The sequence below is a fragment of the Collinsella sp. OM08-14AT genome (assembly GCF_003438115.1).
Lineage (GTDB): Bacteria > Actinomycetota > Coriobacteriia > Coriobacteriales > Coriobacteriaceae > Collinsella.
The window spans coordinates 19,440-40,973 of record NZ_QSTE01000008.1 but is presented as its reverse complement, the minus strand read 5'-3'; the positions used below and the strand labels follow the sequence as shown (position 1 = coordinate 40,973).

Below are 21,534 nucleotides of genomic sequence, written 5' to 3'. Positions count from 1 at the left end.
GCCGAGCCCCCGCGGGCTCGTATCGCTCCTCGGCCGCAAGCCAACTAGGCAGCCCGGCTATTGCCATGAGCACCGCTTTCCTTGACCGTCAGCGAGACCAGGCGGAATGCGATGGTGAGCACCGCCACGCCAATCACGCCCGAAAGAATATACATCGCAGCCTGGCCGGCAAAGCCAAGGCCCTGTTCCTCGGAATAGGCCTGCAGATAATCGCCCGTGGGCAGGGCATCGGCAAAGGTCGGGGTGTCGAGGCCGACTGAAGCCTGCAGACTGTCGTCACCAGCCTCCTGAACGGCAGTCGCGGCGCCCTCGGCGTCCCACTCGCCCCATGCGTCACCCGTGGCCAGCAGGCCCAGCGGCGTGGCCACAACAAGCACGGCGACCAGGATGAGCGTGGGGACCAGCGAGGTCTTCTTGGCGGTTGTACCCTCGGCAGCAAGCTGGCCATCGACGGCCTCGGGCCCGACGATAACGCTCGGCGCCGTCTTCTTGATAAAGCCGTAGATCGCGGCAGTCGCCACGCCCTCGACCACGCCGGCAACCAACATATGCGGAATCATCATGGCCGGAATGGCAATGGACAGCGGGAAGGGGCAGTACAGCGGCGCGCCCGAAGCGTTAGTAAAGAGCATGGGCTGAATACCAAACTCGACCGCCGCGCACAGGGCCGCCAGGCACAGGCCGACCCAGCCGCTTACGATGGCCGAAACCGAGGTGCCCCAGCTCTTGTCGTGCAAACGGCTGTTGAGCGCACGGAACACGATAGCAGCGGCAAACGGCAGCACGAAAGCCATGTTAAAGCAGTTGGCGCCAAAGGACAGGATGCCGCCGTCGCCAAACAGCAGCGCCTGCAGCGCCAGCGCGACCGAAACCGCGATGGCAGCGGCCTCGGGACCCAACAGCAGTGCGATGAGCGCACCACCAACGGCGTGACCCGTGGTGCCACCGGGCAGCGGAACGTTAAACATCATGAGCAAGAAGGAGAATGCGGCGCAAATACCCAGAAAGGCCATATGCTCGCGATCGAGCGTGACGCGCACTTTCTTGATGCAGTGAACCCATACGGGCACCATCGCCACCGCCATAACGGCATCGGTCTGCGGGGACAGATAATTATCGGGAATATGCATGAGCCCTCTCAATCAGAACGTTGCGTGTTACGTTTCCAACAATCCGTAACACCGACTCTGCATACTAACAAAAAGGCGCACCGCCCACAACGCAGCACGCCCTTGCAATACGTACGTTATTAACCCAGGTCCACGCACCGCCAAATAAAGGCCCATGCACTCCCAACTTTCCGGTCACCCGGAAGAAGGTGCAGTCCGCTCGCAACAAGGTTAACGCAGGAACCCGCCCCCGAGAGGGGTTTTCTAAGGCAACATCCCGCAGCCGCAAAGCGGCGAGGTCGTTGCCGTGAAAACCCCGCAGGGGGCGGGTTCCGAACGGCAAAGATTACGAGCGGACCTCGCCGTTTACGCCCTTGCACACCTTGGTGATGATCTTCTGGTGCGCCTTCTCGACCTCTTCGCTGGTGAGCGTGTGGTCATCAGAGCGATACGTAAGTGCGAAGGCCATGGACTTCTTGCCCGCTCCGATGCGGACCGGATCGCGGTAGACATCGAACAGGCGCACGCCCTCGAGCAGCTTGCCGCCGGCACTCGTAATACGACGCTCAAGATCCTCGCAGGTCACAGTGTTGTCGACCACGATAGCAAGGTCGTGCTCAACGGCCGGGTACTGCGAGAACTCACGGTAGTTCTCCTGATTGCGGGCGCCCTTGATCAGCTTGTCCAGATCGAGCTCAAAGGCAACGACAACCTCGTCAATGCCCATAGCCTCGCGCGCCTCGGGGTGAATCTCGCCGACCCAGCCCAGCACGGTGCCGCCGGACAGAACCTCAGCCGCACGGCCCGGCTGCAAAAAGGCATAGCCCTCGCCCTCGACGGGACGGAAGCGAACCTTCTCGATGCGCAGCTGGGCGAGCAGCTCCTCGACAATGCCCTTGCCAAAGAAGAAACGCAGCTTGCGGTACTTCATGTTCCAAGACTGCTCGCTCCACTGGCCCGAGAGCACACCCGCCACGGACTTGGTCTCCTTGGGCAGGCTGGCATTCTCGCGACCGTGGAACAGGCTGCCGACCTCGTACAGATGCACGTTAGGCGTGCCGTGGGCCTCGTTGTAGGCCACAGACTGCAGCAGACCCGGCAGCAGCGAGCGGCGCATCTCGGTCTGCTCGGCCACCAGCGGGTTCATGAGAACCACGGGGCAGCCGCGGCCCTCGGTGGACATACCGATCTTCTCCAGGTCGCCCGGGGCGGCAAAGCCAAAGGTCGTAGTCTCGTTGAGGCCACAGGCGCGCAGGATCTCGCCGACCTTGCGGGTGAGCTTCTGCTCGCGGGTCAGGCCGCCGATGTGGTTCTTGGCAGCCGGGATGGTCGCCGTCACGCGGCCCATGCCCCACAGGCGCAGGACCTCCTCGATCAGGTCAATCTCACGCGGCAGGTCGGGACGGAAGCTCGGCGGCGTGACCATAAAGTCCTCGCCGTCGCGCTCGACGGTGCAGCCCAGACGGGTGAGCGAACGCTCGATAAAGTCGGGCTCGATGTCGGCACCGCAGATGGCATGCACGCGGGCCAGGCGCAGCCTAATGCTGTCGATGGTCTTGGGCGCGGGGAACACGTCCACATAGCCGGGGGCGACCTCGCCGCCGGCAATCTCCTCGATAAGCGCGCACGTCACATTGGCGACGTCCACGCAGCCGGTCTCGTCGACCTGGCGCTCAAAGCGGATGGAGGCGTCGGAGATCAGCGACAGGTCACGGCTGGTGTGCGAGGTGCGGCCGGCGTTGAAGCAGGCGCTCTCGACCATCACGTCAACGGTATCGTCCTCGATCTCGGAATCCATGCCGCCCATAACGCCGGCCAACGCCACGGGGCGCTCGCCGTCGGTGATAAGGCCCATGCCGGCGTCGAGCACGCGCTCCTCGCCATCGAGCGTCGTGAATTTCTCATCCTGCTGGGCGGCGCGAACCACCACGCGGCGGTGGCCATCGCGCTCGGCAAAGGTGTCCAGGTCAAAGGCGTGCAGCGGCTGACCGGTGAGCATCATCACGTAGTTGGTGATGTCGACGATGTTGTTGTGCGGACGCACGCCCAGGGCGTTAAGGCGCTTGACCATCCAGTCGGGCGACGGGCCGACCTTCACGTTGCGCACGATGCGGACGACATAGCGGTCGCACAGGCCCTCGTCGGCAATCTCGACGGAAAGCTCGTCGTCGGTCGCGCGGCCAGTCTCCGCCTTGATGGCGGGCAGCTCAACGTGGAAATCGCGATCGAAAATGGCGCCGGTCTCGCGGGCCATGCCGATCATGGACAGGCAGTCGGGGCGGTTGGGCGTGATCTCGCAGTCGAGCACAGTATCACTCGAGCCCACATACTCGGCAAACGGCATGCCGCAGGGCGTATCCTCGGGCAGGATCATAATGCCAGAGTGGTCGCCGCCCAGGCCGAGCTCGCGTGCGGAGCAGTTCATGCCCATGGACACGACGCCGCGAAGCTTGCTCTTCTTGATCTTGACGTCGCCGGGCAGAACTGCGCCGATCATGGCCGTGACGATGTGGTCGCCGGCCTCGAAGTTCTGCGCGCCGCAGACGATCTGCAGCGGAGCGGGGTTGCCATCGGCGTCGAGGTTCTTGTCGCCCACGTCGACCGAGCACACATACATGTGGTCGCTATCGGGGTGCGGGGTCTTGGTGAGTACCTTGGCAGTCACCACGTGGTCGAAGGACTCGCCCACGGTGTCGATCGCCTCGACCTCGGTGCCGGTACGGATATATTCGTCCGAAAGAGTCTTGGGATCCTCCGGAATATCGATCATGGTCTTGAGCCAGTCGTAAGAAACGCGCATCTAACTGGTCTCCTTTCATCTGTAACGCCTGCAATAAACAGTCGGAAAACTCCAGCTACGGAGACGGGTTTCCGAGGTGCCGCAGATTGCCTTGAAAGAGGAGGGCCGCGTACTTAGGTACGCAACCGACGATTGAAAGGCAAGGTGCGGTGGCTCGGGAAGCCGCCGGGACAGGTCAACTTAAAATTGGTTCAGGAAGCGCATATCGCCCGTCATGAGCGTTCTGAGGTCCGGCAGGTCGTAGCGCAGGGCCGCGACGCGCTCGGCGCCAATACCAAAGGCGAAGCCGGTGTACTTCTCGGGATCGATGCCACAGTTGATCAGGACGTTGGGGTCGACCATGCCGCAGCCCAGGATCTCGATCCAGCCGCTGTGCTTGCAGAAGTTGCAGCCCTTGCCGCCGCACACGTGGCAGCTCACGTCCACCTCGCAGCTGGGCTCGGTGAAGGGGAAGAAGTGCGGGCGGTAACGCGTCTTGCGATCCTCGCCAAACATGCACTTAACAAAGTAGTCGAGCGTGCCCTTCAGGTCGCCAAAGGTGATACCCTCGTCGACGACCAGGCCCTCGATCTGGTTGAACTGCGGCAGGTGGCAGGCGTCGGCCGTGTCGGGACGGTAGACGGTGCCCGGGCAGATCATGTAGATGGGCGGCTTTTGCGACTCCATAGTGTGGATCTGCACGCCCGAAGTCTGGGTGCGCAGCAGCACGTCGGACTCGCCGTGGGCGTGAGCCTCGGGGTGCGCGACGCTGCCGGGGTTGTTGTCGACCACGTAGAAGGTATCGCGGGCCGAGCGGCTCGGGTGATCCATGGGGGCGTTGAGCGCGGTGAAGTTGTAGTAGGAGGTGTCGACCATGGGGCCGGACTCGACGGTGTAGCCGATGCCGCAGAAGATGTCCTCGGCCTCCTCGATAATCTGCTTGATCAGGTGCTGGTGGCCGATCTGCGGACGGATGCCCGGCAGCGTGATGTCGACGGCGTCGTGCTCCAGTGCGCGCTTGAGGGCGGCGGCCTTCATCTCGGTGTTGCGCTCGTCGAGCATGCCCTCAATCAGCTGGCGCATCTCGTTGGCTCGCTTGCCCATCACGGGACGATCCTCGGGGGCGAGCTTGCCCATCATGCGCATCAGGCCGGTGATGCGGCCCTTGCGGCCGAGCAGCTCAACGCGCGCAGCCTCGAGCTTGGCTGCGTCGTCGGCGCCTGCGACGAGCTCCTTGGCCTCTTCCTCGAGTTTGACCAGATCATCAATCAGACTCATGTCTTCCCTTTCGTCTCTCGCGCATCCGCGCTCCGGGACGGCTGACGCCGCCCGATGCTGCGGATGCGCGGCCCGGTTCGGTAACAAAAAACCGTCCTCGGGCATGTGCATTGCCCAAGGACGGTTGAATTCCGCGGTACCACCTTGTTTGACCCAGCGGATGTCTGGCCCGCCGTGCCCACTCTGCACCCCTTATCGCGAGGCTCACGGCTTCCCTACTGGGGCTTCGCCGCCGCTAGCCGCGCGCCCGTTGAGGTCGCTGCTCGGGAGTGAACGCTTGGCCCTTGCCACCGCAGGAAGGCTTGCAGCCCATGACCTTCCCTCTCTTGCCGGCGACGCGGCGGGCAAAACCCTCTCCGTCAACGCATTGGGCTATAGGATAACACATTCTGCGAGCATATCGCCGCGTTCCGTTTTGTTCGCACTGGGTACAAGGTAGGTAGCTGTGCAAACTGGCCGTACGCCCACCCGTGGCGTCCGGTCTGCGAGATCAAGGATATAGGTATGGGAAAGAACAAGGATAAGATGGCCAAGCCCGCAGCGGATAAGACGCCCAAAGGCATGAAGGTCGATAAGGCTGTCAAAAAATTCCGTAAGCTCGAGGGCAAGCTGTGGACTCGCGAGTACCTGCTCAAGATTGCCGAGTTTGACGGCACGACCATTGCTCCCGCCAACGGCGCCGCGGCCCGCGCCGATGCTATGGGCACCCTTGCTGGCGAGCATCACAAGCTGCTGACCAGCAAAAAGTCTGTCGAACTTGTGCGCTCGCTGGCACGAGAGACCGTCGCGGGCGGCAAGATCGACGACCCGCAGCTGCTCGACGAGATTCGCGTACTCGGCCGCGACCAGCGCGAAGCAAGCGTCATCCCCACCGAGGAAGCCGAGGCCTGGACCAGGCTCACCTGCGAGGCCGACGCCGTGTGGCACAAGGCCAAGACGGCCAATGACTGGGCGAGCTTTGAGCCCTATGTGGATAGAATCGTCGCCCAACTTAAGCATCAGGCCGAGCTCATGGACCCCAAGCGCGACCCCTACGATGTGTGGCTCGACCAGTACGAGCGCGGCCTTTCCGCCCAGAGCTTCGACGCGTTTTGTGACGAGGTCAAGGCCACGGTCGTGCCGCTTGTGCATGCCATTGGCGAGCGCGGCCAGCAGCCCGCTGCCGACTTCTTGCACGCCCGTGTGCCCGAGGCCGCCCAGCGCGCCATGAGCTTCGACCTCATGAAACTCGTCGGCCTGAACCTGGACGACACCACGCTTGCCTTTACCGAGCACCCGTTTAGCGAGGGCTTCTCGGTAGGTGACTCGCGCATCGCGACGCACATCTACGAGGACGACTGCATCTCCAACGTCTACAGCATCATCCACGAGGCCGGTCACACCATGTACGAGCTGGGCGTGAACCCCGCCTACGCGCGCACCTGCCTGGAGGGCGGCACCTCCATGGGCATCCACGAGAGCCAGAGCCGCTTCTTTGAGAACACCGTGGGCCGCAGCCGCGCCTTTATGGGACCGCTGCTCGAAGTGCTGCGCCGCCACGTGCCCGAGGTCTACGGTAGCGTGGACGAGGATACGCTCTACCGCGCCGTGAACATCGCGCAGCCGTCGCTGATCCGCACCGAGGCGGACGAGCTCACCTACCCACTGCATATTATGGTGCGCTACCAGATCGAGCGCATGCTGTTTGCCGGCGAGGCCACGGCCAAGGACATCCCCGCGCTTTGGAATCGTTTTATGGACGAGTATCTGGGCATTCCCGTTCCCGACGACACGCGCGGCTGTCTGCAGGATACGCACTGGAGCGGCGGCTCGTTTGGCTACTTCCCCACGTATGCACTGGGTAGCGCCTACGACGCCATGTTTGTGCCGGCCATGTGCCGCGACGGTGTCGACCTCAATGGCGCCTGTGCGAGCGGCGATCTGGCACCCGTCCGCGCGTGGCTGGGCGAGCACATTTGGCAGTGGGGCCGCGCCAAGGACGCACCGGAGCTCATCAAGGGCGCTTGCGGCATGGCCTTTGATTCCCGCTACTACTGCAGCTACCTGCAGGACAAGTTCACCACGCTGTACGAGCTTTAAAGCTTAGACAACACACAACGCAAAGGGGCGCCGCAGGATCTATCCCGCGGCGCCCCCCTAGTCATTGGGGACGTTCTTTAATGACTAGTCGTTTAAGAACGTCCCCCATGACTACTTGAAATTGAACGTCAGATTGCCGCTTAGGGTCGTTTGCAGCGTCGAGCGGTTACGCGGTTTGGTAAAACCGCGTAACTACAGAGCTTCCAGGGCGTTGGCGATGCGCTTCATGGCGGCGTCGGCGGCTGCCTGGTCGGGGGCTTCGGCGAGCACGCGAATCACCGACTCGGTTCCGCTCTTGCGTACGAGCACGCGGCCCTCGCCTGCCAGCGCAGCCTCGGCCTCGGCGATGGCGTTCTGCACGCCCATGTTCTCGAGCGCGGCGTCCTTGTCCGCCACGCGCACGGCAACCTGCGCCTGCGGCAGCAGCTTGCACGGGGCCGTGAGCTGCGAGAGCGTCTCGCGCTCGGCACGAATCACTTCCATCACGCGCAGCGAGGTCATAATGCCGTCGCCCGTGCGCTCGATATCGCCAAAGATCGTATGGCCCGTCTGCTCGCCACCCAGGCTGTAGCCGCCCTCGCGCATCTTGGCATACACGTGACGGTCGCCCACGCCGCTGGTCACGGCACTCAGGCCGGCAAGCTCCAGCGACTTGATCAGGCCAAAGTTGCTGGCGATCGTCGGCACCACGGTACCGCCCGAAAGGCGACCGTGCTTGTTCAGGTACACGCCGCACACGTACAGGATCTGGTCGCCGTCGACCACGCGACCGCGCTCGTCCACGGCTAGGCAGCGGTCGGCATCGCCGTCATAGGCAAAGCCCACGTCCAGGCCCTGCTCCACCACATGGCGCTGCAGGCGCTCCATATGCGTGGAGCCGCAGTCCACATTGATGTTAAAGCCATCGGGCGCGGCATTGATCACGCGCACGTCGGCACCGAGCGCGTCAAACACCGGCTTGGCCACCGAGGAAGCCGAGCCGTTGGCGCAGTCGAGACCGATCTTGACGCCCTGCAGCGAAAAGTTCGCACTTGCAATGAGCGAAGCAATGTAGCGGTTGCGGCCCTGCATGTAGTCCACCGTGGCACCGATGTGGTTGCCCGTGGCCAGCGGAACTTCGCTCTTGCCATCGATGTAGTCCTCGATGAGCTCCAGCACGTCCTCGTCCATCTTAAAACCGTCGCTGTTGACGAGCTTAATGCCGTTATCGCAAAACGGGTTGTGGCTCGCGCTGATCATGATGCCGCAATCGAAACAGCCTTCCACGGTCTGATGCGCTACACCCGGCGTGGGGATCACGTGCAGCATATAGGCGTCCGCACCGCTCGCGACCAGGCCACTCACCAGCGCCGCCTCGAACATATAACTCGAGCGACGCGTGTCCTTACCCACGATGACGCGCGCCTTGCGCTCGCGGTTGGCGCCGTAATACCAGCCCACAAAACGGCCAATCTTATAAGCGTGCTCTACCGTCAGCCCAACGTTAGCCTCACCGCGAAAGCCGTCGGTGCCAAAGTACTTCATGCGCTCTCCTTACAAAATAGGGGCGAACAGATTGCCTGTCCGCCCCAAAATGGTACTCGATTATCTGCGCAACCAGAAAAACCCTACGCCGACGCGCTGTCGCGAGCCGCCTGGCATGTAGGAGTCTGACGCAGCGTAAGCGGCTTGTCCCCCGCCTCGGCCGACGTGGTCAGCGTATACGTGATCGTCGTCGTCTCGCCAGCATGCAGGTCAACGGTGCCCGAATAGAAGGGGATTCCATGCCACGCAGCGGCGCCAAGACCAAACTGGGTGCCCTCGACGGTCAGATCAGTAATGTTGCCGCCCGTCGGGGCAAACAACGAGACATTCAGACGCTCGTCGTCACGCGCGGCATCGGGTGCGCTCGCCGCGACGTAGTCGGGCAGCTTGCCTGCCTCCTCCTGCGTCATGATGTTCGTCAGGGTAACGGTGATGCGATACGAGCACGTGCCGTCACCGTTCTTGACGCCCTGGCCAATCTGCGTATCGGCGTTCAGGTACCAGTCGAGCTTGGAGAAGCTCAGGTTGTTAAAGTAAACGCCGGCAACAGGATCGGCACTCGGATCATCTGGATCGGGCAGCGAAGCGTCAATGCCCGTCTCTTTGATGGCATTCTGCTCATCATCGTTTTTCATCCACGCGATCAGGCGTCCCTCTTCGGCACCGCGCTCAACGGCGCTGACAAGCTTCGTAACATCGACATCGCCGATACCGCCAAGGATCTTGTCGAAGGCAGCGCTGGCGACGGATGCAAAGATGCCGTCCGACTCCTCGACCGGATAGTTCCAGTACACATCGTGCATGAGGACCTTTGCGGCGTTGGTGCCGTCGACAACCGTTCCGTCGGGCAGCGACACATTACCGACCAGGCCCAGCAGATACTGCAGGAACACCGGGTCGATACCCACGACGCCGTCAACGTCCTGGCCATATTGAGATTTCCACAGGGCTGCGACACGCTGCGAGTTGCGGGGCCAATCGGGCGAATACGCGTTACCAGAGTTGTACAGGTTACTGTGGTCACCAAACAGTGTCTCGTCCTCTTCGTCGACGCTCTCAACCGCCTCGTCTTTGCCAAGCGCAATACATGGGACAAAGTCACCGATCGACATCTGGCCATCGGTAACTGAAATCAGGCCCTGCGAACCGCCAAAGCCGCCGCAGGCACGAATCTCGACGTTGTTCATGGCGTACACAAGGTAGTTGCGCGTCTGGCCGTTGGCGCCGAGCATCTGGGGAAGGACGGGGGCGACCTTCTCCGCCGCGTCAACCGCGCCATTGAGGGTGGCAAAGCCGTCCTTGGCCTTATCGACCAGCTCGGTCACCTGGGAAATATGAGTATCGCCAATGCCCTGGATCTTCTCGTTGGCGCTCTTGAACACCTTCGAGCTATCGGAGAGCGAATCGGCGACCGCCTGCAACGCAGACACGTTGATGGTCCCATCCTGGAACAGCTTGCCGGGCGTGGCCTGCGAAAGGTTATCGGCCATGGGAACCAGCGCGTTGCTCGAGACATCGGACAGGGCGTCGATCATGGTGCGGGCCGCATTGATGTCGCTGCCATACACCGGGATAAACGAAGCCGCCGTCCACAGCGGGCTCGAGGTCTCCGCCTTCATGCTGTCGCAGAGCTCATCGATCTTCTTCGCGTCGTCAGGCAGCGTCGAAAAATCGCCCGACGTGACCTTGTCCTTAAGGCCACCGACGATCTCGACAGCCTCCTTCGCTTCGCTCTTTACGGTCTTTGCCGAGTTAAGCAGCATAAAGCCGCTTGCGCCAAGCACAACGAGAAGCACCGCGACTACAGCGGCAATAATGGCGCCAGTGTGACGCTTTTTGCGCTCGCCCTTGCGATGGCGATGACGGACCAGACCGTCAGAGGTCGAACTCGACGAAGCGTCGCTACCGTAGTTCAAGCCAAAATCGTAATAATCTTCCTTGGAACCCGAGCCCGCAAACTGGGCACCGCTATCATCCAGGCGGGCGAACGTGCCGGTCTCGGAGGCGCCGGTGTAAATCGTGCCAAGGTTACCCGTAAGCCCCGCGCCACCGGCAGAGGGGGTATTGTTGGCTGCCTTGCCGGCATTAACGTTGCCGGCGGCATTCGCGGCGTTGGCGGCACTTGCGTTGTTCGCAGGTACCGAAGGAGCCCCGCTCGGCTGCGACGTGGAGGTCGCACCGCCCGCAAAGACATTCCCTCTTGCACGGCCGGTCTTTTTTGCCTTTTGAGACTGCTCGTACAGAGCGGTAAACATCGCCGTCTCGCCCGGGGACACGCGCTTACCGGAACCGCCCTGCCCAGCGCCGCCCGGCGTGCCGGCCTTACCAGCCCCGTTCGGACGCGGCGGAACTGCAGGACGGCCGCTATCGCTGCCCTTAAAGTGATTACCAGCCATAAAGAAATCCTCGCAATTGAGTCGCAATGAAAAAGTCCATAACGTTACTAGTTTATGGCATTTTGAGCATCGACAGCTAAACTCCAGACACGGACATCAATTGGCGAAAATGTGGCACAACGCCTTTTCCGTCTTGGCGCCATCTACACCGTCAAAAACACCATCGCGATAATCATGGCAAAGCCCGCCAGGTCGGTGGGCAAAAACACCGTTCCCAGCATAAGGGCGCTGGTGATGGTGGCCGAAACCGGCTCCATGGTTCCAAGGAGGCTCGCGCGCACCGAGCCGATGTCCTTAACGCCCTGCATATAGAGCATGTAAGCAAAAAACGAGCCGATAACCACGAACACCGCGAGCGCCTCGACGCCGGCAGCGTCGAGCGCCGGCATATGCGCCCAGGGCTGCACGAAGACACACGAGACCACGCCCGCCGTGAGCATTGCCGAGCCCGTGACGATGGGGCTGCCGTATTCGGGCAGGATCTTGGCGGGAATCACCGCCATGCATGTAGCGCTGACCGCACACATGAGACCCGCGATCAGACCGAGCGGCGAGATATTCAGGCTGGTGGGGTCGCCACCGGTGGCGATTAAAAAGGTTCCACCCAGAGCCAAGCCAATGCCGATGACTTCGCGAGTACGCGGCATGCGGCGATCGGTCACGCAGGTGTAGCCCATGATGATAACGAGCTGCAGGCACTGGAGCACCGTCGCGGTTCCGGCGTTCGTCAGGCGCACGGCCGATAGATAGCAAAACTGGTTGAACAGCAGGCCAAAGGCGGTAAAGAGCAGCAGCTGCTTGCGATCGGCGGGTGTGGTCCAGAGCTTAATCAGGCGCTCGCGGTCGCGCGCAACAACCACGGCCATAAAGAGTAGACCGGCGAGAATCTGACGCACGCTCATAAGCCACAAGGTGTCGACGTGGAAGGTATCGAACAGAAAGCTCGCGCTGGTGCCCGAGAAGCCCCAAAACGAACCGCCCACCAGCGTAGCCAAGACGCCCGTGATCATCTTGCGCGACGAAGCACTGTTCAGGCGGTCGCGCCATGCACGGCGGGTGCTGCGGCTGAGCTCATCGGTGCCCTCGGGCACGACAAAATCGGACGCCGCCGTCATCGGTACCGAAGCCTTTTCGCGTGTACGCTGAGCTGAGCGCTCCTGTTCCATTCCACTCCCCGAAATCAATTGGCAACAAAGCGCTCAAACTGTAGCACGAATATTGGTATGGAAAAGCAGACGATTCGGAACATCTACGGGCGTCCAATTTGCAGGGACGAAAGGCACAGACGTGCTATGCCGAGTGGTTGGAATCGTCGAGGGCGTCGGGGTCGGCTTCCGCACGCCCCTGGGCACGATCGTCATCGCCTGGGTCCTTGGCACTGTCCCGGCCTTCCTGCTCGCGACGGCGCTTTTCGCGAATCTGCTCCACGGCTGCGCGCAGGGCGGCCTCGTCCTCGGCGCGTGCCACCTCTTGCGTTGTCTTGACCATATGGCGAATCTCGAGCACCAGCAGCACGATCAGCGGCACCACGATAAGCGGAAAGAACAGCAGCGGATTGGTGAGCAACGAGACCACCACGCCCAGCCCCGCCGAGACAAAGACCACGCGGCCCACCACGTCGGCGGCGGGCACGGGCGCGGCGTCCTCGACCGGATTGGCATCGCCCTTGGTGCGGTAGACCGGCGTGCCGTCGGCCGCGGCCTCCACGGCAACGATGCGGTGCGTGTTGAGTGAACCCTCCAGCGCGTCATCGGACGAATGGAAGGTGATGATGTCACCCACCTGGTAGGCCTGACTGTTGTCGGTATCGACGACGATAAACGAGTGCACGGGAATCGCCGGCTCCATAGAGCCGGTCAGCGTGCGCATAAAGCCATAGCCCATGATGGTGGGGATCTCGCCGGCGGGCGTGAACACCGTGCGCAGCAGCACCACAAAGGCGACCAGGATCACCACGGTCGCCAGCACGTTGATCACGCGGAGCACGTGCTTCATCACTTGTCGGCGTCCTTTGCGGAAGGCTCGACGTCAGTGGCGTCAGATGCCGAAACGTCGGTCTCATCTCCCTCAACGGTCGTGGCGACATCGCCCTCGGCGGCCTCTCCGCGCAAGCGAGCCAGCAGATAGCGCGACAGGCTGTTGCCCTCGGCACGGCGCTCGGCGCGGGCGCGATCGCGCTCGGCCTGTTCCAGCTCGTGCGCCAACGAGGCCAAGCGCTGCTGCATCTCCGCGCGGGCGGCCTCGAGCTCGCGCTCGTGCGCGGCCTTTGCGGCGGCGAGCTCCTGCTCAATACGCTCCCCCGCCTCGAGCTCAGCTGCAGCGATACGCGCGTCGGCGTCGGCACGAGCCTCCTCGGCGGCACGCGCGGCGGCATCGCGCTCGGCAGCGGCAGCGGCGACCTTCTCGCTGGCATCCACCGTAGCCTGCTCAACGGCAGAATCGGCGGCAGCACGGGCGGCGTCGATCGCAGCATCGGCGGCCTGCTGGGCGGCAGCAACCTTCTCCTCGGCCGCGGCAACGGTGTCGGCGAGCTTCTGCTCCGCCTCGGCCGCGGCGACGTCGGCAGTCTCCTGCGCGGCACGGGCATCGCGCTCGGCCGCCAGCCGCACTTCCTCAATCTGCAACTTGGCGGCATCCAGCTTGGCATGCACCTCGGCGAGCTCCTTGGCAGACGCCTCGCGCACGCCGGCAAGCTCGGCTGCGGCGGCGTCCTTGGCGGCCTGCAGCTCGGCAGCGTCGGCAGCCGTCTTGGCAGCCAAGGCTGCGGCAGACTCACTCTTGACCCGCGCGACTTGCTCGGCAGCAGTCTGCTCGGCAGCCGCGACCCTAGCATCTGCGTCGGCGCGGGCGACTGAGACCTCGGCATCGGCCTCGGCGCGCATCCGCTCAAGCTGAGCCGCCGCGGTCTCACGTGCTTCTGCAGCGGCATCCTCGGCAGCCTTTTTACCGGCCTCGACATCCTCCAGCGAGGCGCGCAGTTCCTCGACATCGGCCTCGGCAATCTGTGCGCGCTGCGTCAACGCCAGCTCGCGTGTCTTGGCCTCGTCCAGTTCATCTACCAGATCGTCGCGCTCATCGGTCAGCGCGTGCGCCTGCACTTTCCAGGACTTCAGCTGCCCCTGGAGCTCCTCAATCTGCTCGCGGGCCTCGGCCAGCGCCTGCTCGGCATCGAGCTGGGCCTGCGTGACCTCCTCCACAAACACACGACGAACCTCAACATCGGGCAGGTCGGGGCTATCGACCTGCACCTCCTTGATCTCTTTAATAAACTTGGGCGCCACCGGCGCGTGTTGCACGCTCTCAAGCTCCTGCAGGTTGCGCTCGTCGTCGGTCAGGCTCTTAAAGACGGTGTAGTTGTTGATGAGGTTGGTGTACATCTGCACCATGTACTCGTCGTCGAACGCCAGCGCCTGCTGCTGCACGTCGATGTTGTAACCCACCTTGTCGTAGCGCTCCATAAACTGCCACAGCTGGTAGCACTTGCGGTAGTTGGGGTCTTTCATGATGAGGTTGGTGCGCTGAATGGGGCTGCGAACCGCACTGCAGCCGTTCATGATCTGGCAGAACGACGCGCCGCGCAGCGCCATGACCAGGCGGCGCACGCGGTCGATGCGCATAAAGACGTCCATGTTGTCGGCGTCGTTCTCGGCGAAGCTCTGACGGTTTTTGACCGTCATCTCCACGCTGTACTCGATCTGCTCGTACGCGTCGTCGATCTTACTGTGCATCTTAAAGCGGTTGCGGATCTCGTTGCCCGTCGACCAAAAGATCACGTCGGTACGCTTATCCACAAACGTCAGCAAGCGCTGAATCAGATGGTAGATAAAGCGGTTCTCGTACAGGTCGTACGTCTCGACGGTATTGACGTTGAGGATGCGCGTAGGGTGAACGCCGCCGTCCTCACTCGGCGCCAAAAACTGCGTGTTCTGGCTCAGATGACGGACGCTGTCGGCGCTGATCTTTTTAGCGAGCGAGACCGGCACCACCTCTTCCTCGGTGGTGATAAAGCGGCGCGGCTTTTCGATGATGGTGTTGATGGCGTCGAGCGAGTCCTCGATCATGCTGATCCATTCCTCGTCCACCACCTTGACGAGCTCCTCGCGCTGCTGTTCGATCGTGGTGCCCGAGGCCTGCGCCATCTCAAACAGATAGCGGAAGTAGCGGCTGTCCTCCTGGATGGGCTCCATCTGCTCGGAGAAGCTGGTATAGAGGTCCTGAATGGTCTCGGACATGGGTTACTCCATAGATTGGATCGATCGGAAAGGGGCGGGGCGACATCACGTCGCCCCGCGCTTACGACATTAGTAGAAATTCTGGATCCGCTGCAGGTACATGACGGAATCGGGCAGACCGCCCTCGCCAAAGGTCTTCTCAATGTACTCGATCAGGCCCTTCATCTCGTCGCGCACAAAGCTCACGTTCATGGACTCAAACTTCTTGAGCACCTTGCGGGCGATGATGTAGTCCATGCCGCCCAGCTCGGTGCCGCCGCACGCCACGTACACGGGGATAAAGTCGTACATCTGCTTGATGATACGGTTACCAAAGGCCAGCTTAAAGCGGGTCTGCAGGTACTGGTCCAGCTTGTGCATCTTCTGGAGCAGCTCCTCGTCGATCACATACTCGACCTTGGCCTTTTGGAATAGATACTGCAGGTGATCGGCCGTCACGTGCACGCGCTCGTGCGGCTCGCACTCAAACGCGTCGGCGCGCTCGTTGAGCTCGATGGGGATTGCGCGGTCGTACACCTTGTCCGTGATGGTAAAGGTGGAGTCGTCGTTGTTGGCCGTGCCGATAAACCACAGGCTGTCGACAATGGTGAGCTTGCCGTCGTGCAGGGCCTTGGGGTCGGCGGCCCACTGGGTGGGCACCAGGTCGAGCACCCATTCGTCGTGGCTGGGCATCTCGAGCACCGACAGGATCTCGGCAAAGTAGTACTCCACGCGGGCGAGGTTCATCTCGTCGAGCACGATCATGGACGGGTCCTGGCGAAGGCCCGCCTCATACACGGCGCGGAGGAACTCGGTCTCGTTAAAGCGCTTGGAAAACTCGTTGAAGTAGCCCAGCACCTCGGTGCGGTCGCGGAAGCTCGGCTGCACCGAAACGATGGTCGCGGGGTTGTCCAAGTAGCGGCTAAAGCTGTAGGGCAGCGACGTCTTACCGGTACCCGAGATGCCCTCCAGGATCAGCAGCTTGGAGGCGGCCATGCCGGCCACAAAGCGGCGGATGATCTCGGGCGTGTAGTAGAGCTTCATCTGGCTGCACGCAAACGCGCGGAAGCTGTCGACAAAGTCCTCCAGCGAGATGGCATCGTCGTAGACCGGCGATTCCCAGTCGCGGTACTTAAGGTCCACCAGGGACAGCTTGGGGAAGCGGTTGGCTTGGGCGATCTCTTTTTCCTCGGCAAGGGTCTTGGCCTCGACGGTCGCCTTGGCCATGGCGGCCGCGGCATCCTTGACGCCCGCACCGTCGAGCGCGAGCGACGCGTTGCCCGACATGACGGCCGTCGCCGCGGCGCCCTCGCCCGCAGCGGCACCCGTAGCGGCACCTGCGGCGGCGCCCACCACGTTGCCCACCGTGGGCAGGTGGTCGTCGGCCAGGGCCGAGGCGCCCACGTACGGAATCTGCTTGGTGCCGCCCATGGCATTGACCTTGAGCGCCAGCAGCTTGTTCTTCTCGTCCATAAGATCGAGCACCTGCTTGTTCAGGCGGCCGATCTCGCGATAGAGCGCCTTGTTGGACGTGTCGTCGCGATGCAGGCGGCGGTTGATGCGGTAGCGGTGGACCAGGATGGCCACGATCAGCACGGGGACCGCGATGAGCATGGCAAACAGAATGACCGCGCCGATCTTGCCCACCAGGTCAAACGTGGTGAAGTAGGTCATAAAGATGTTGAAGTACTCAACCCAGCCAAACACCAGCAGGTTGAGGATAGAGCTCACGACGGCAACGACGTTATAGACGACCTTTGCCAGCAGCTCCCAGGCAAATCCCAGAAACTCACTCACCGTCGGTACCCTCCTGCTTGGTCGCGCTCATCGCCGCCTCGGCCTCGGCCTTCAGACGACGGGCTTCCTCGAGCTTGGCCTCGGCCTGGGCGAGCTGCTCGGCGGCGTTATCGGCGGCAACGGTGGCGGTGTCACCCTTGCCCTCGGCATCCACGATGGCAGCCGCGGCGGCCAGGCGGTCTTCCTCGGCCATGGCGCGCTTAAGGTTCATGCCCACCACGATGAGGTGATACACCTGGTAGATAAAGAACAGCAGCATGGGCAGCACGATCACAATGAGGAAGCCCATGGAGCTGGACAGGAAGTCCATGACCTTGCCCATCTGCGGCAACGCGAACAGGTACTTACCAACGATGTCTCCGTCGCTGATGATGTGCGTATCGGCCACGTCGTTGTTGTCGCCCTTGGTGGTAAAGCTGCGCATGCCGTTGACCTCGTCGATCGCGGCGATGCGGTGCGTGTTGAGCGCGTACTCGTTGTCGATGATGGTGTGGAACGTCACGATGTCGCCCACCTCGAGCTTGGAGGTGTCGCACTTTTGGATGACGATGAGGTCGCCCTTGTTAAACGTGGGCGCCATGGAGTCGGACTGCACGGCGAGCGGGGTGAAGCCGGCGATGTCCGAGACGCTGCCGTCCTCGCGCGTGGCGAGCGTGGTGAACGCGTACAGGGCCGCTACCAGGATGATGATCCACATGACGACGCTCAGTGCGATGGGTGCGGCTTTTTTAACAGATTGCATGATGTCCCTTACTACCGTGTCTGACTAGGTCGTGCGCGGCCCGGTGGCCGCCGTGCATATCTACTGTTCTTCGATGCCCTCAAAGCGCATCGAAACCGAATAGTTAGCTCCCTTTAGCATATTAGTGCAATTTGGGTCCGTTCCCTCGAGCCATATGCGAACGGTTACCGGCTTGTCCGTATCTTTTATTAGGTCGAACATGTCGCTGGCAGCGTTCGCTGCTCCCGAGTCGAGCCCAAAGACGGTGGCCGCACCAGACGAGCCCCCGCCTCCGTTGGGGTTGTAGACCCAGGTGTGGCCATCGGCGGTAAAGCTCATGCGCATGGCGCTGGCCATGCCCTGCGTGTCGGAGCTAAACCGCGTGCCGGACACGCCGCCGTCGCCGTCCTGCCCGGTCAGGCGAACGCGCAAGTCCGTGCTGCTCATAAAGTGCAGCGTGAACTCCAGGTAGGCGCCGGTGGCGGGGTCGGCGGTAGAGCCGTCTTCGAAGGTGAAGGTCTGGTAGTCGCTCGTGGTGACGGGCTTGAGCTTGGACGCGTCGATGTCCACGCCCTTTTCGCTGGCGATGCGCGCCGAGATCTGGTCGAAGCCCAGGCTGTGGACGTATTCGTCGAACGTGGCATGCTCGTCCAGGTCAAAGCGCAGCGAACCGTCGGCGTTGGCGTCGATCATGAGCATGCGGGTTTTGGCGCTATCGGCGATGGAAAACCAGGCAAAGGTTGCCATGGCTATTGCCACCAGGGCAAACAGCACCAGCACCACAGTGGTGGTGAGCTTGCGGCGCAGGTCGGTTTCGGCGGGCGCGGCGGCGCCGGCGGGCTTGCCGGTGGCGGGCGTGCAGCTGGCGGCGGGTTGCTTACGCGTCATGGCTACTCACCGTCCAGGGTCGCAAAGAGCGCCAGGTGCAGGGTGCCCGGGTCTTGATGCAGGTAGTCGGCGCTATCGGGGTCGGTTCCCTCGATGTAGTAATAGATGTCCAGGCGATAGATCTGGCCCAGCGCCAGCGTGGCGAGCGAGTTTTGCGGGCGCTCGGCCGTCTCGCTCGTGTCCAGCGTATAAGCGGCCGGGTCCTGCGTCACGTTGGCACCGCAAGCGAGCTGGCCGTTTTGCCAGCCCAGGAGCATGCCATCGGCGTAGCCGGCAAGGCCAGCCGGGGCGGTCGTGGGATGCTCGCCGCGATGGCCGCTGTCGGAACTGTCGAGCTCAAAGATGTTGGTGGCGAGCACCTGGTTGCCGCTGGAGATCTTAATGCCCACGCGGGCCGCGCGCAGCAGCTCGGCGTTGGCGCCCTGCTGGACCAGCGATTCGGCCAGATACAAGTTGACCCTGCCCTTTACTTTGCTGGCACCCGTTCCGGTAATGGTGGGACGCAGATCGATCCAACCATGGTAGAACGCGGAGCCGTTGTCTTTTGCCTGTTCAAACACCGTGGCATCGCCGGCTGAGTTGTTTTGTGCGCAGGCGGCAAAGCCGTTGAGGTCAAAGGTCGAGACCGGGTAGAGTGTCACGGCACCGCTCGCGTTAGAAGTCAAGGAAACGTCGCCCTGCTGCGACCAGCTACCACGATCGGCATCGCCCTGCTCCAGCACCAGCTTGGACGTGTCGCTGTGCACGCTCACCGAGTTGGTGTTGACCTTCATGTTGTTGGTAAACCAGGCGTAGGTCGCGGCGCCCAAGGTGGCGGCGAGCGCCACCATGACGAGCGCGATGTAGGCACGCGCGCGGCGGGCGTGACGGCGGGCGGCGGCGGGCTCGAGGCGTTCGCGCTCGGCGGCTGCGTTGGAGGGGACCGCGGGGGTCGCGCTCTCGGCGTTGGCCTTGCAGCTATCTGCTGGCATGTGCTTCTTGTCTTCCATGTCGCTTCGCCCCCTTACGCCTTGGCCGCAGCAAAGGCAAGCTGCAGCACCACATCGCGGGCCTGAGCCTCGTCGATGCAGTTGGCGTCGCAGCCTTCCATGTACACAACGTAGCGAACGCTTGCCACTTCGTTGGCGGCCAGCGTGCAGATGGGCGTGGCGCCTGCGCGCGCCGCGGGCGTGTCGCCGGTGCCATCCATGCTGTAAGCGCTTATGGCACGCGCGGGGTCGGCGGTGTAGGTCCAGCCCGAGACACCGGGCGCCACGACCACGCCGTCTTGCGCGGTGGTACGCCTACTGGTGGCGCCCGAGGTGTTGCCAAGATCGTCGCAGGTAAAGATATGCGTTTGCGTGCCCGACTGAGTTGTAATGACCAGGCCCAGACGCAGCGCGGCCAGCAGCTGCGGGTCGTTCGTCACGCTCATCTGGCCCTGATACAGGTACACGTTGAGCGCGCTATCGCTGCCCTTAAGGTACAGCGTGCCCGAAAGGGCGTAGTCGTCCAGCCGCGCGGTGCAGTCGGCGTAGTCGGTCGTGATGCCGGCGGCGTTTTGGAACGTGCCGCGCCAAAAGCGGGAAAGGTCTGCCGTCGAGATGGGATAGAGCGTCTTGTCGGCGGCGGCAAGCGTTGCCGTTGTGTCCCAGGGCCCGTTGGCCGAAAGACCAATCTGCAGGTCGGCGCCCTCGTCGCTTACCGTGTGCGCCACGGGCGTCACGTTGGTGTAGCGCGAGTTGCTAAACCAGGCGTAGGTGGCCGCGCTCAAGGCGGCTACCAGCACCAACATCCATGCGGCCGCAGCAACCATGCGACGGCGCGAGCTTAGGATATCTTTGATGTTCGATACACTCATACCCAGCCCCCTTACGAACGCTTACCGGCAAAGCGCAACGCCAGCGATTGCAAGCTGGTGGCGGCCAGGTTGTTGGTGCAGTCGGGGTCGCAGCCTTCCAGCCACACGTACACATCCACGCGCACGGGCGTGCTGCGGTTGGTGCCCTTGGCAGCGGCGGGCAGGCTGCAGATCTTGGTCGTAGCCTCCTTGAGGCTCACGATGCCAGTGTCTTCGTTGTAGTCACAGAAGTTTGCACTGGTCAGCTGGTCAAAATGAACCGTTGTTCCATCGGAGCGGGTGCTGTCGAGCACCAGGTGATTCTGCTCGTTCTCGCCGGCATCCTTGCCGTCGAGCGTGTTGTAGCGCGCCTGGGGATTGCGCTCGCCCGAGACCTCAAAGATGTACTGGCCCGTAACGGTATCGCCCTGCCCCGGCGCATAGGTAACCAGGCCCACCCGCAGAGCGGTAGAGATGGGGTTTGCCGGGTCCTGCTCGGTAAAGTCGATGCCCGACAGGTACACGTCGGTCGCGGCAGAGTTGGTGGCCAGGTACAGGGAGGTCTTGTAGTAGTCGGAATGCTCTGCGGCACCAAACATGCTGGCAAACAGCGAGTCCTGGGTGGTTCCGCCGGTAAAGCCCGTTACCTTTTGAAAGCCGTTGAGCACGTTGTCGGTCGAGACGGGATCGAGCAGACCCGTAAAGCTCAGGCCGGCGTTGGTTTTGTATTCGCCGTCGTACTCGTTGGAGATAAGGAAGGTCACGCCCGTGCCCGCGGCCATCTTGACGTCGGTGATGTGGCGGTTGGCGTTGTAGATGTACCAAGCATACGTTACGGCTCCGGCAGCAGCAAGCGCCACCAGCAACGTGGCGAGCATGCGATTGAACTGTTTTCGCAGCGAGCGCGCGTCCGACATGTCCCTCCCCCAGATG

At 62.5% G+C, this 21,534-nt stretch carries 15 protein-coding genes; 1 reads left to right on the top strand and 14 read right to left on the bottom strand.

Annotated elements, in window-relative coordinates; translation table 11 throughout:
- Positions 1 to 44 precede the first annotated feature (44 nt).
- The 3 genes from cbiM to pheS all read right to left on the bottom strand — a co-directional run bounded on the left by cbiM (position 45) and on the right by pheS (position 5,166).
- The gene (gene cbiM, locus DXC18_RS05735; protein WP_117716609.1) at positions 45 to 1,130 is read right to left on the bottom strand and encodes a cobalt transporter CbiM; all 1,086 of its coding nucleotides are present in this window, start codon (positions 1,128 to 1,130) and stop codon (positions 45 to 47) included.
- Between the two features lie 325 nt (positions 1,131 to 1,455).
- Positions 1,456 to 3,909, bottom strand: coding sequence for a phenylalanine--tRNA ligase subunit beta (gene pheT / locus DXC18_RS05730; protein WP_117716608.1), 2,454 nt, complete (start codon positions 3,907 to 3,909; stop codon positions 1,456 to 1,458).
- Between the two features lie 180 nt (positions 3,910 to 4,089).
- On the bottom strand, positions 4,090 to 5,166 hold the full coding sequence (gene pheS / locus DXC18_RS05725) for a phenylalanine--tRNA ligase subunit alpha (RefSeq protein ID WP_055250566.1): 1,077 nt from the start codon (positions 5,164 to 5,166) through the stop codon (positions 4,090 to 4,092).
- Positions 5,167 to 5,670: 504 nt separating this feature from the next.
- On the opposite strand from pheS, the gene DXC18_RS05720 reads away from it, so the two are divergent.
- Positions 5,671 to 7,245 (top strand): carboxypeptidase M32, encoded by a 1,575-nt coding sequence (locus DXC18_RS05720; protein WP_117716607.1) that lies wholly within the window; start codon positions 5,671 to 5,673, stop codon positions 7,243 to 7,245.
- Positions 7,246 to 7,437: 192 nt separating this feature from the next.
- Here DXC18_RS05720 and glmM read toward each other — a convergent pair whose 3' ends face one another.
- From glmM to DXC18_RS05665, 11 genes are all read right to left on the bottom strand, one after another.
- The gene (gene glmM / locus DXC18_RS05715) at positions 7,438 to 8,769 is read right to left on the bottom strand and encodes a phosphoglucosamine mutase (protein ID WP_117716606.1); all 1,332 of its coding nucleotides are present in this window, start codon (positions 8,767 to 8,769) and stop codon (positions 7,438 to 7,440) included.
- A gap of 83 nt (positions 8,770 to 8,852) precedes the next feature.
- On the bottom strand, positions 8,853 to 11,165 hold the full coding sequence (locus DXC18_RS05710; RefSeq protein WP_117716605.1) for a DUF4012 domain-containing protein: 2,313 nt from the start codon (positions 11,163 to 11,165) through the stop codon (positions 8,853 to 8,855).
- A 143-nt stretch (positions 11,166 to 11,308) separates the two neighbouring features.
- Positions 11,309 to 12,331, bottom strand: coding sequence for a DMT family transporter (locus tag DXC18_RS05705; protein WP_233509022.1), 1,023 nt, complete (start codon positions 12,329 to 12,331; stop codon positions 11,309 to 11,311).
- A gap of 124 nt (positions 12,332 to 12,455) precedes the next feature.
- Positions 12,456 to 13,160: a signal peptidase I gene (locus DXC18_RS05700; protein WP_117716603.1), complete on the bottom strand. Its 705-nt coding sequence runs from the start codon at positions 13,158 to 13,160 to the stop codon at positions 12,456 to 12,458.
- Positions 13,160 to 15,397, bottom strand: a complete 2,238-nt coding sequence (locus DXC18_RS05695) for a DUF2357 domain-containing protein (RefSeq protein ID WP_117716602.1) — start codon at positions 15,395 to 15,397, stop codon at positions 13,160 to 13,162. Before DXC18_RS05695 ends, DXC18_RS05700 begins: the two co-directional genes overlap by 1 nt.
- A gap of 69 nt (positions 15,398 to 15,466) precedes the next feature.
- Complete coding sequence (locus DXC18_RS05690) at positions 15,467 to 17,173, bottom strand: hypothetical protein (protein WP_117716601.1); 1,707 nt, start codon at positions 17,171 to 17,173, stop codon at positions 15,467 to 15,469.
- Complete coding sequence (locus DXC18_RS05685; protein ID WP_117716600.1) at positions 17,166 to 17,915, bottom strand: signal peptidase I; 750 nt, start codon at positions 17,913 to 17,915, stop codon at positions 17,166 to 17,168. Before DXC18_RS05685 ends, DXC18_RS05690 begins: the two co-directional genes overlap by 8 nt.
- A gap of 60 nt (positions 17,916 to 17,975) precedes the next feature.
- Positions 17,976 to 18,782 carry a hypothetical protein gene (locus tag DXC18_RS05680; protein WP_117634339.1) on the bottom strand — a complete coding sequence of 269 codons (807 nt, stop codon included), beginning with the start codon at positions 18,780 to 18,782 and terminating at the stop codon, positions 17,976 to 17,978.
- Positions 18,783 to 18,784: 2 nt separating this feature from the next.
- Positions 18,785 to 19,771: a hypothetical protein gene (locus DXC18_RS05675; RefSeq protein WP_117716599.1), complete on the bottom strand. Its 987-nt coding sequence runs from the start codon at positions 19,769 to 19,771 to the stop codon at positions 18,785 to 18,787.
- Positions 19,772 to 19,785: 14 nt separating this feature from the next.
- A complete protein-coding gene (locus DXC18_RS05670) occupies positions 19,786 to 20,622 on the bottom strand; it encodes a hypothetical protein (protein ID WP_117634343.1) in 837 nt (278 codons plus the stop codon).
- Between the two features lie 11 nt (positions 20,623 to 20,633).
- Positions 20,634 to 21,518, bottom strand: coding sequence for a hypothetical protein (locus DXC18_RS05665; RefSeq protein WP_117629013.1), 885 nt, complete (start codon positions 21,516 to 21,518; stop codon positions 20,634 to 20,636).
- Positions 21,519 to 21,534 lie beyond the last annotated feature (16 nt).

Bases quoted from the DNA above. Each gene is read 5' to 3' on its own strand.
- cbiM (WP_117716609.1), bottom strand. From the start codon at position 1,130: ATGCATATTCCCGATAATTATCTGTCCCCGCAGACCGATGCCGTTATG.
- pheT (WP_117716608.1), bottom strand. From the start codon at position 3,909: ATGCGCGTTTCTTACGACTGGCTCAAGACCATGATCGATATTCCGGAG.
- pheS (WP_055250566.1), bottom strand. From the start codon at position 5,166: ATGAGTCTGATTGATGATCTGGTCAAACTCGAGGAAGAGGCCAAGGAG.
- DXC18_RS05720 (WP_117716607.1), top strand. From the start codon at position 5,671: ATGGGAAAGAACAAGGATAAGATGGCCAAGCCCGCAGCGGATAAGACG.
- glmM (WP_117716606.1), bottom strand. From the start codon at position 8,769: ATGAAGTACTTTGGCACCGACGGCTTTCGCGGTGAGGCTAACGTTGGG.
- DXC18_RS05710 (WP_117716605.1), bottom strand. From the start codon at position 11,165: ATGGCTGGTAATCACTTTAAGGGCAGCGATAGCGGCCGTCCTGCAGTT.
- DXC18_RS05705 (WP_233509022.1), bottom strand. From the start codon at position 12,331: ATGGAACAGGAGCGCTCAGCTCAGCGTACACGCGAAAAGGCTTCGGTA.
- DXC18_RS05700 (WP_117716603.1), bottom strand. From the start codon at position 13,160: ATGAAGCACGTGCTCCGCGTGATCAACGTGCTGGCGACCGTGGTGATC.
- DXC18_RS05695 (WP_117716602.1), bottom strand. From the start codon at position 15,397: ATGTCCGAGACCATTCAGGACCTCTATACCAGCTTCTCCGAGCAGATG.
- DXC18_RS05685 (WP_117716600.1), bottom strand. From the start codon at position 17,915: ATGCAATCTGTTAAAAAAGCCGCACCCATCGCACTGAGCGTCGTCATG.
- DXC18_RS05680 (WP_117634339.1), bottom strand. From the start codon at position 18,782: ATGACGCGTAAGCAACCCGCCGCCAGCTGCACGCCCGCCACCGGCAAG.
- DXC18_RS05675 (WP_117716599.1), bottom strand. From the start codon at position 19,771: ATGGAAGACAAGAAGCACATGCCAGCAGATAGCTGCAAGGCCAACGCC.
- DXC18_RS05670 (WP_117634343.1), bottom strand. From the start codon at position 20,622: ATGAGTGTATCGAACATCAAAGATATCCTAAGCTCGCGCCGTCGCATG.
- DXC18_RS05665 (WP_117629013.1), bottom strand. From the start codon at position 21,518: ATGTCGGACGCGCGCTCGCTGCGAAAACAGTTCAATCGCATGCTCGCC.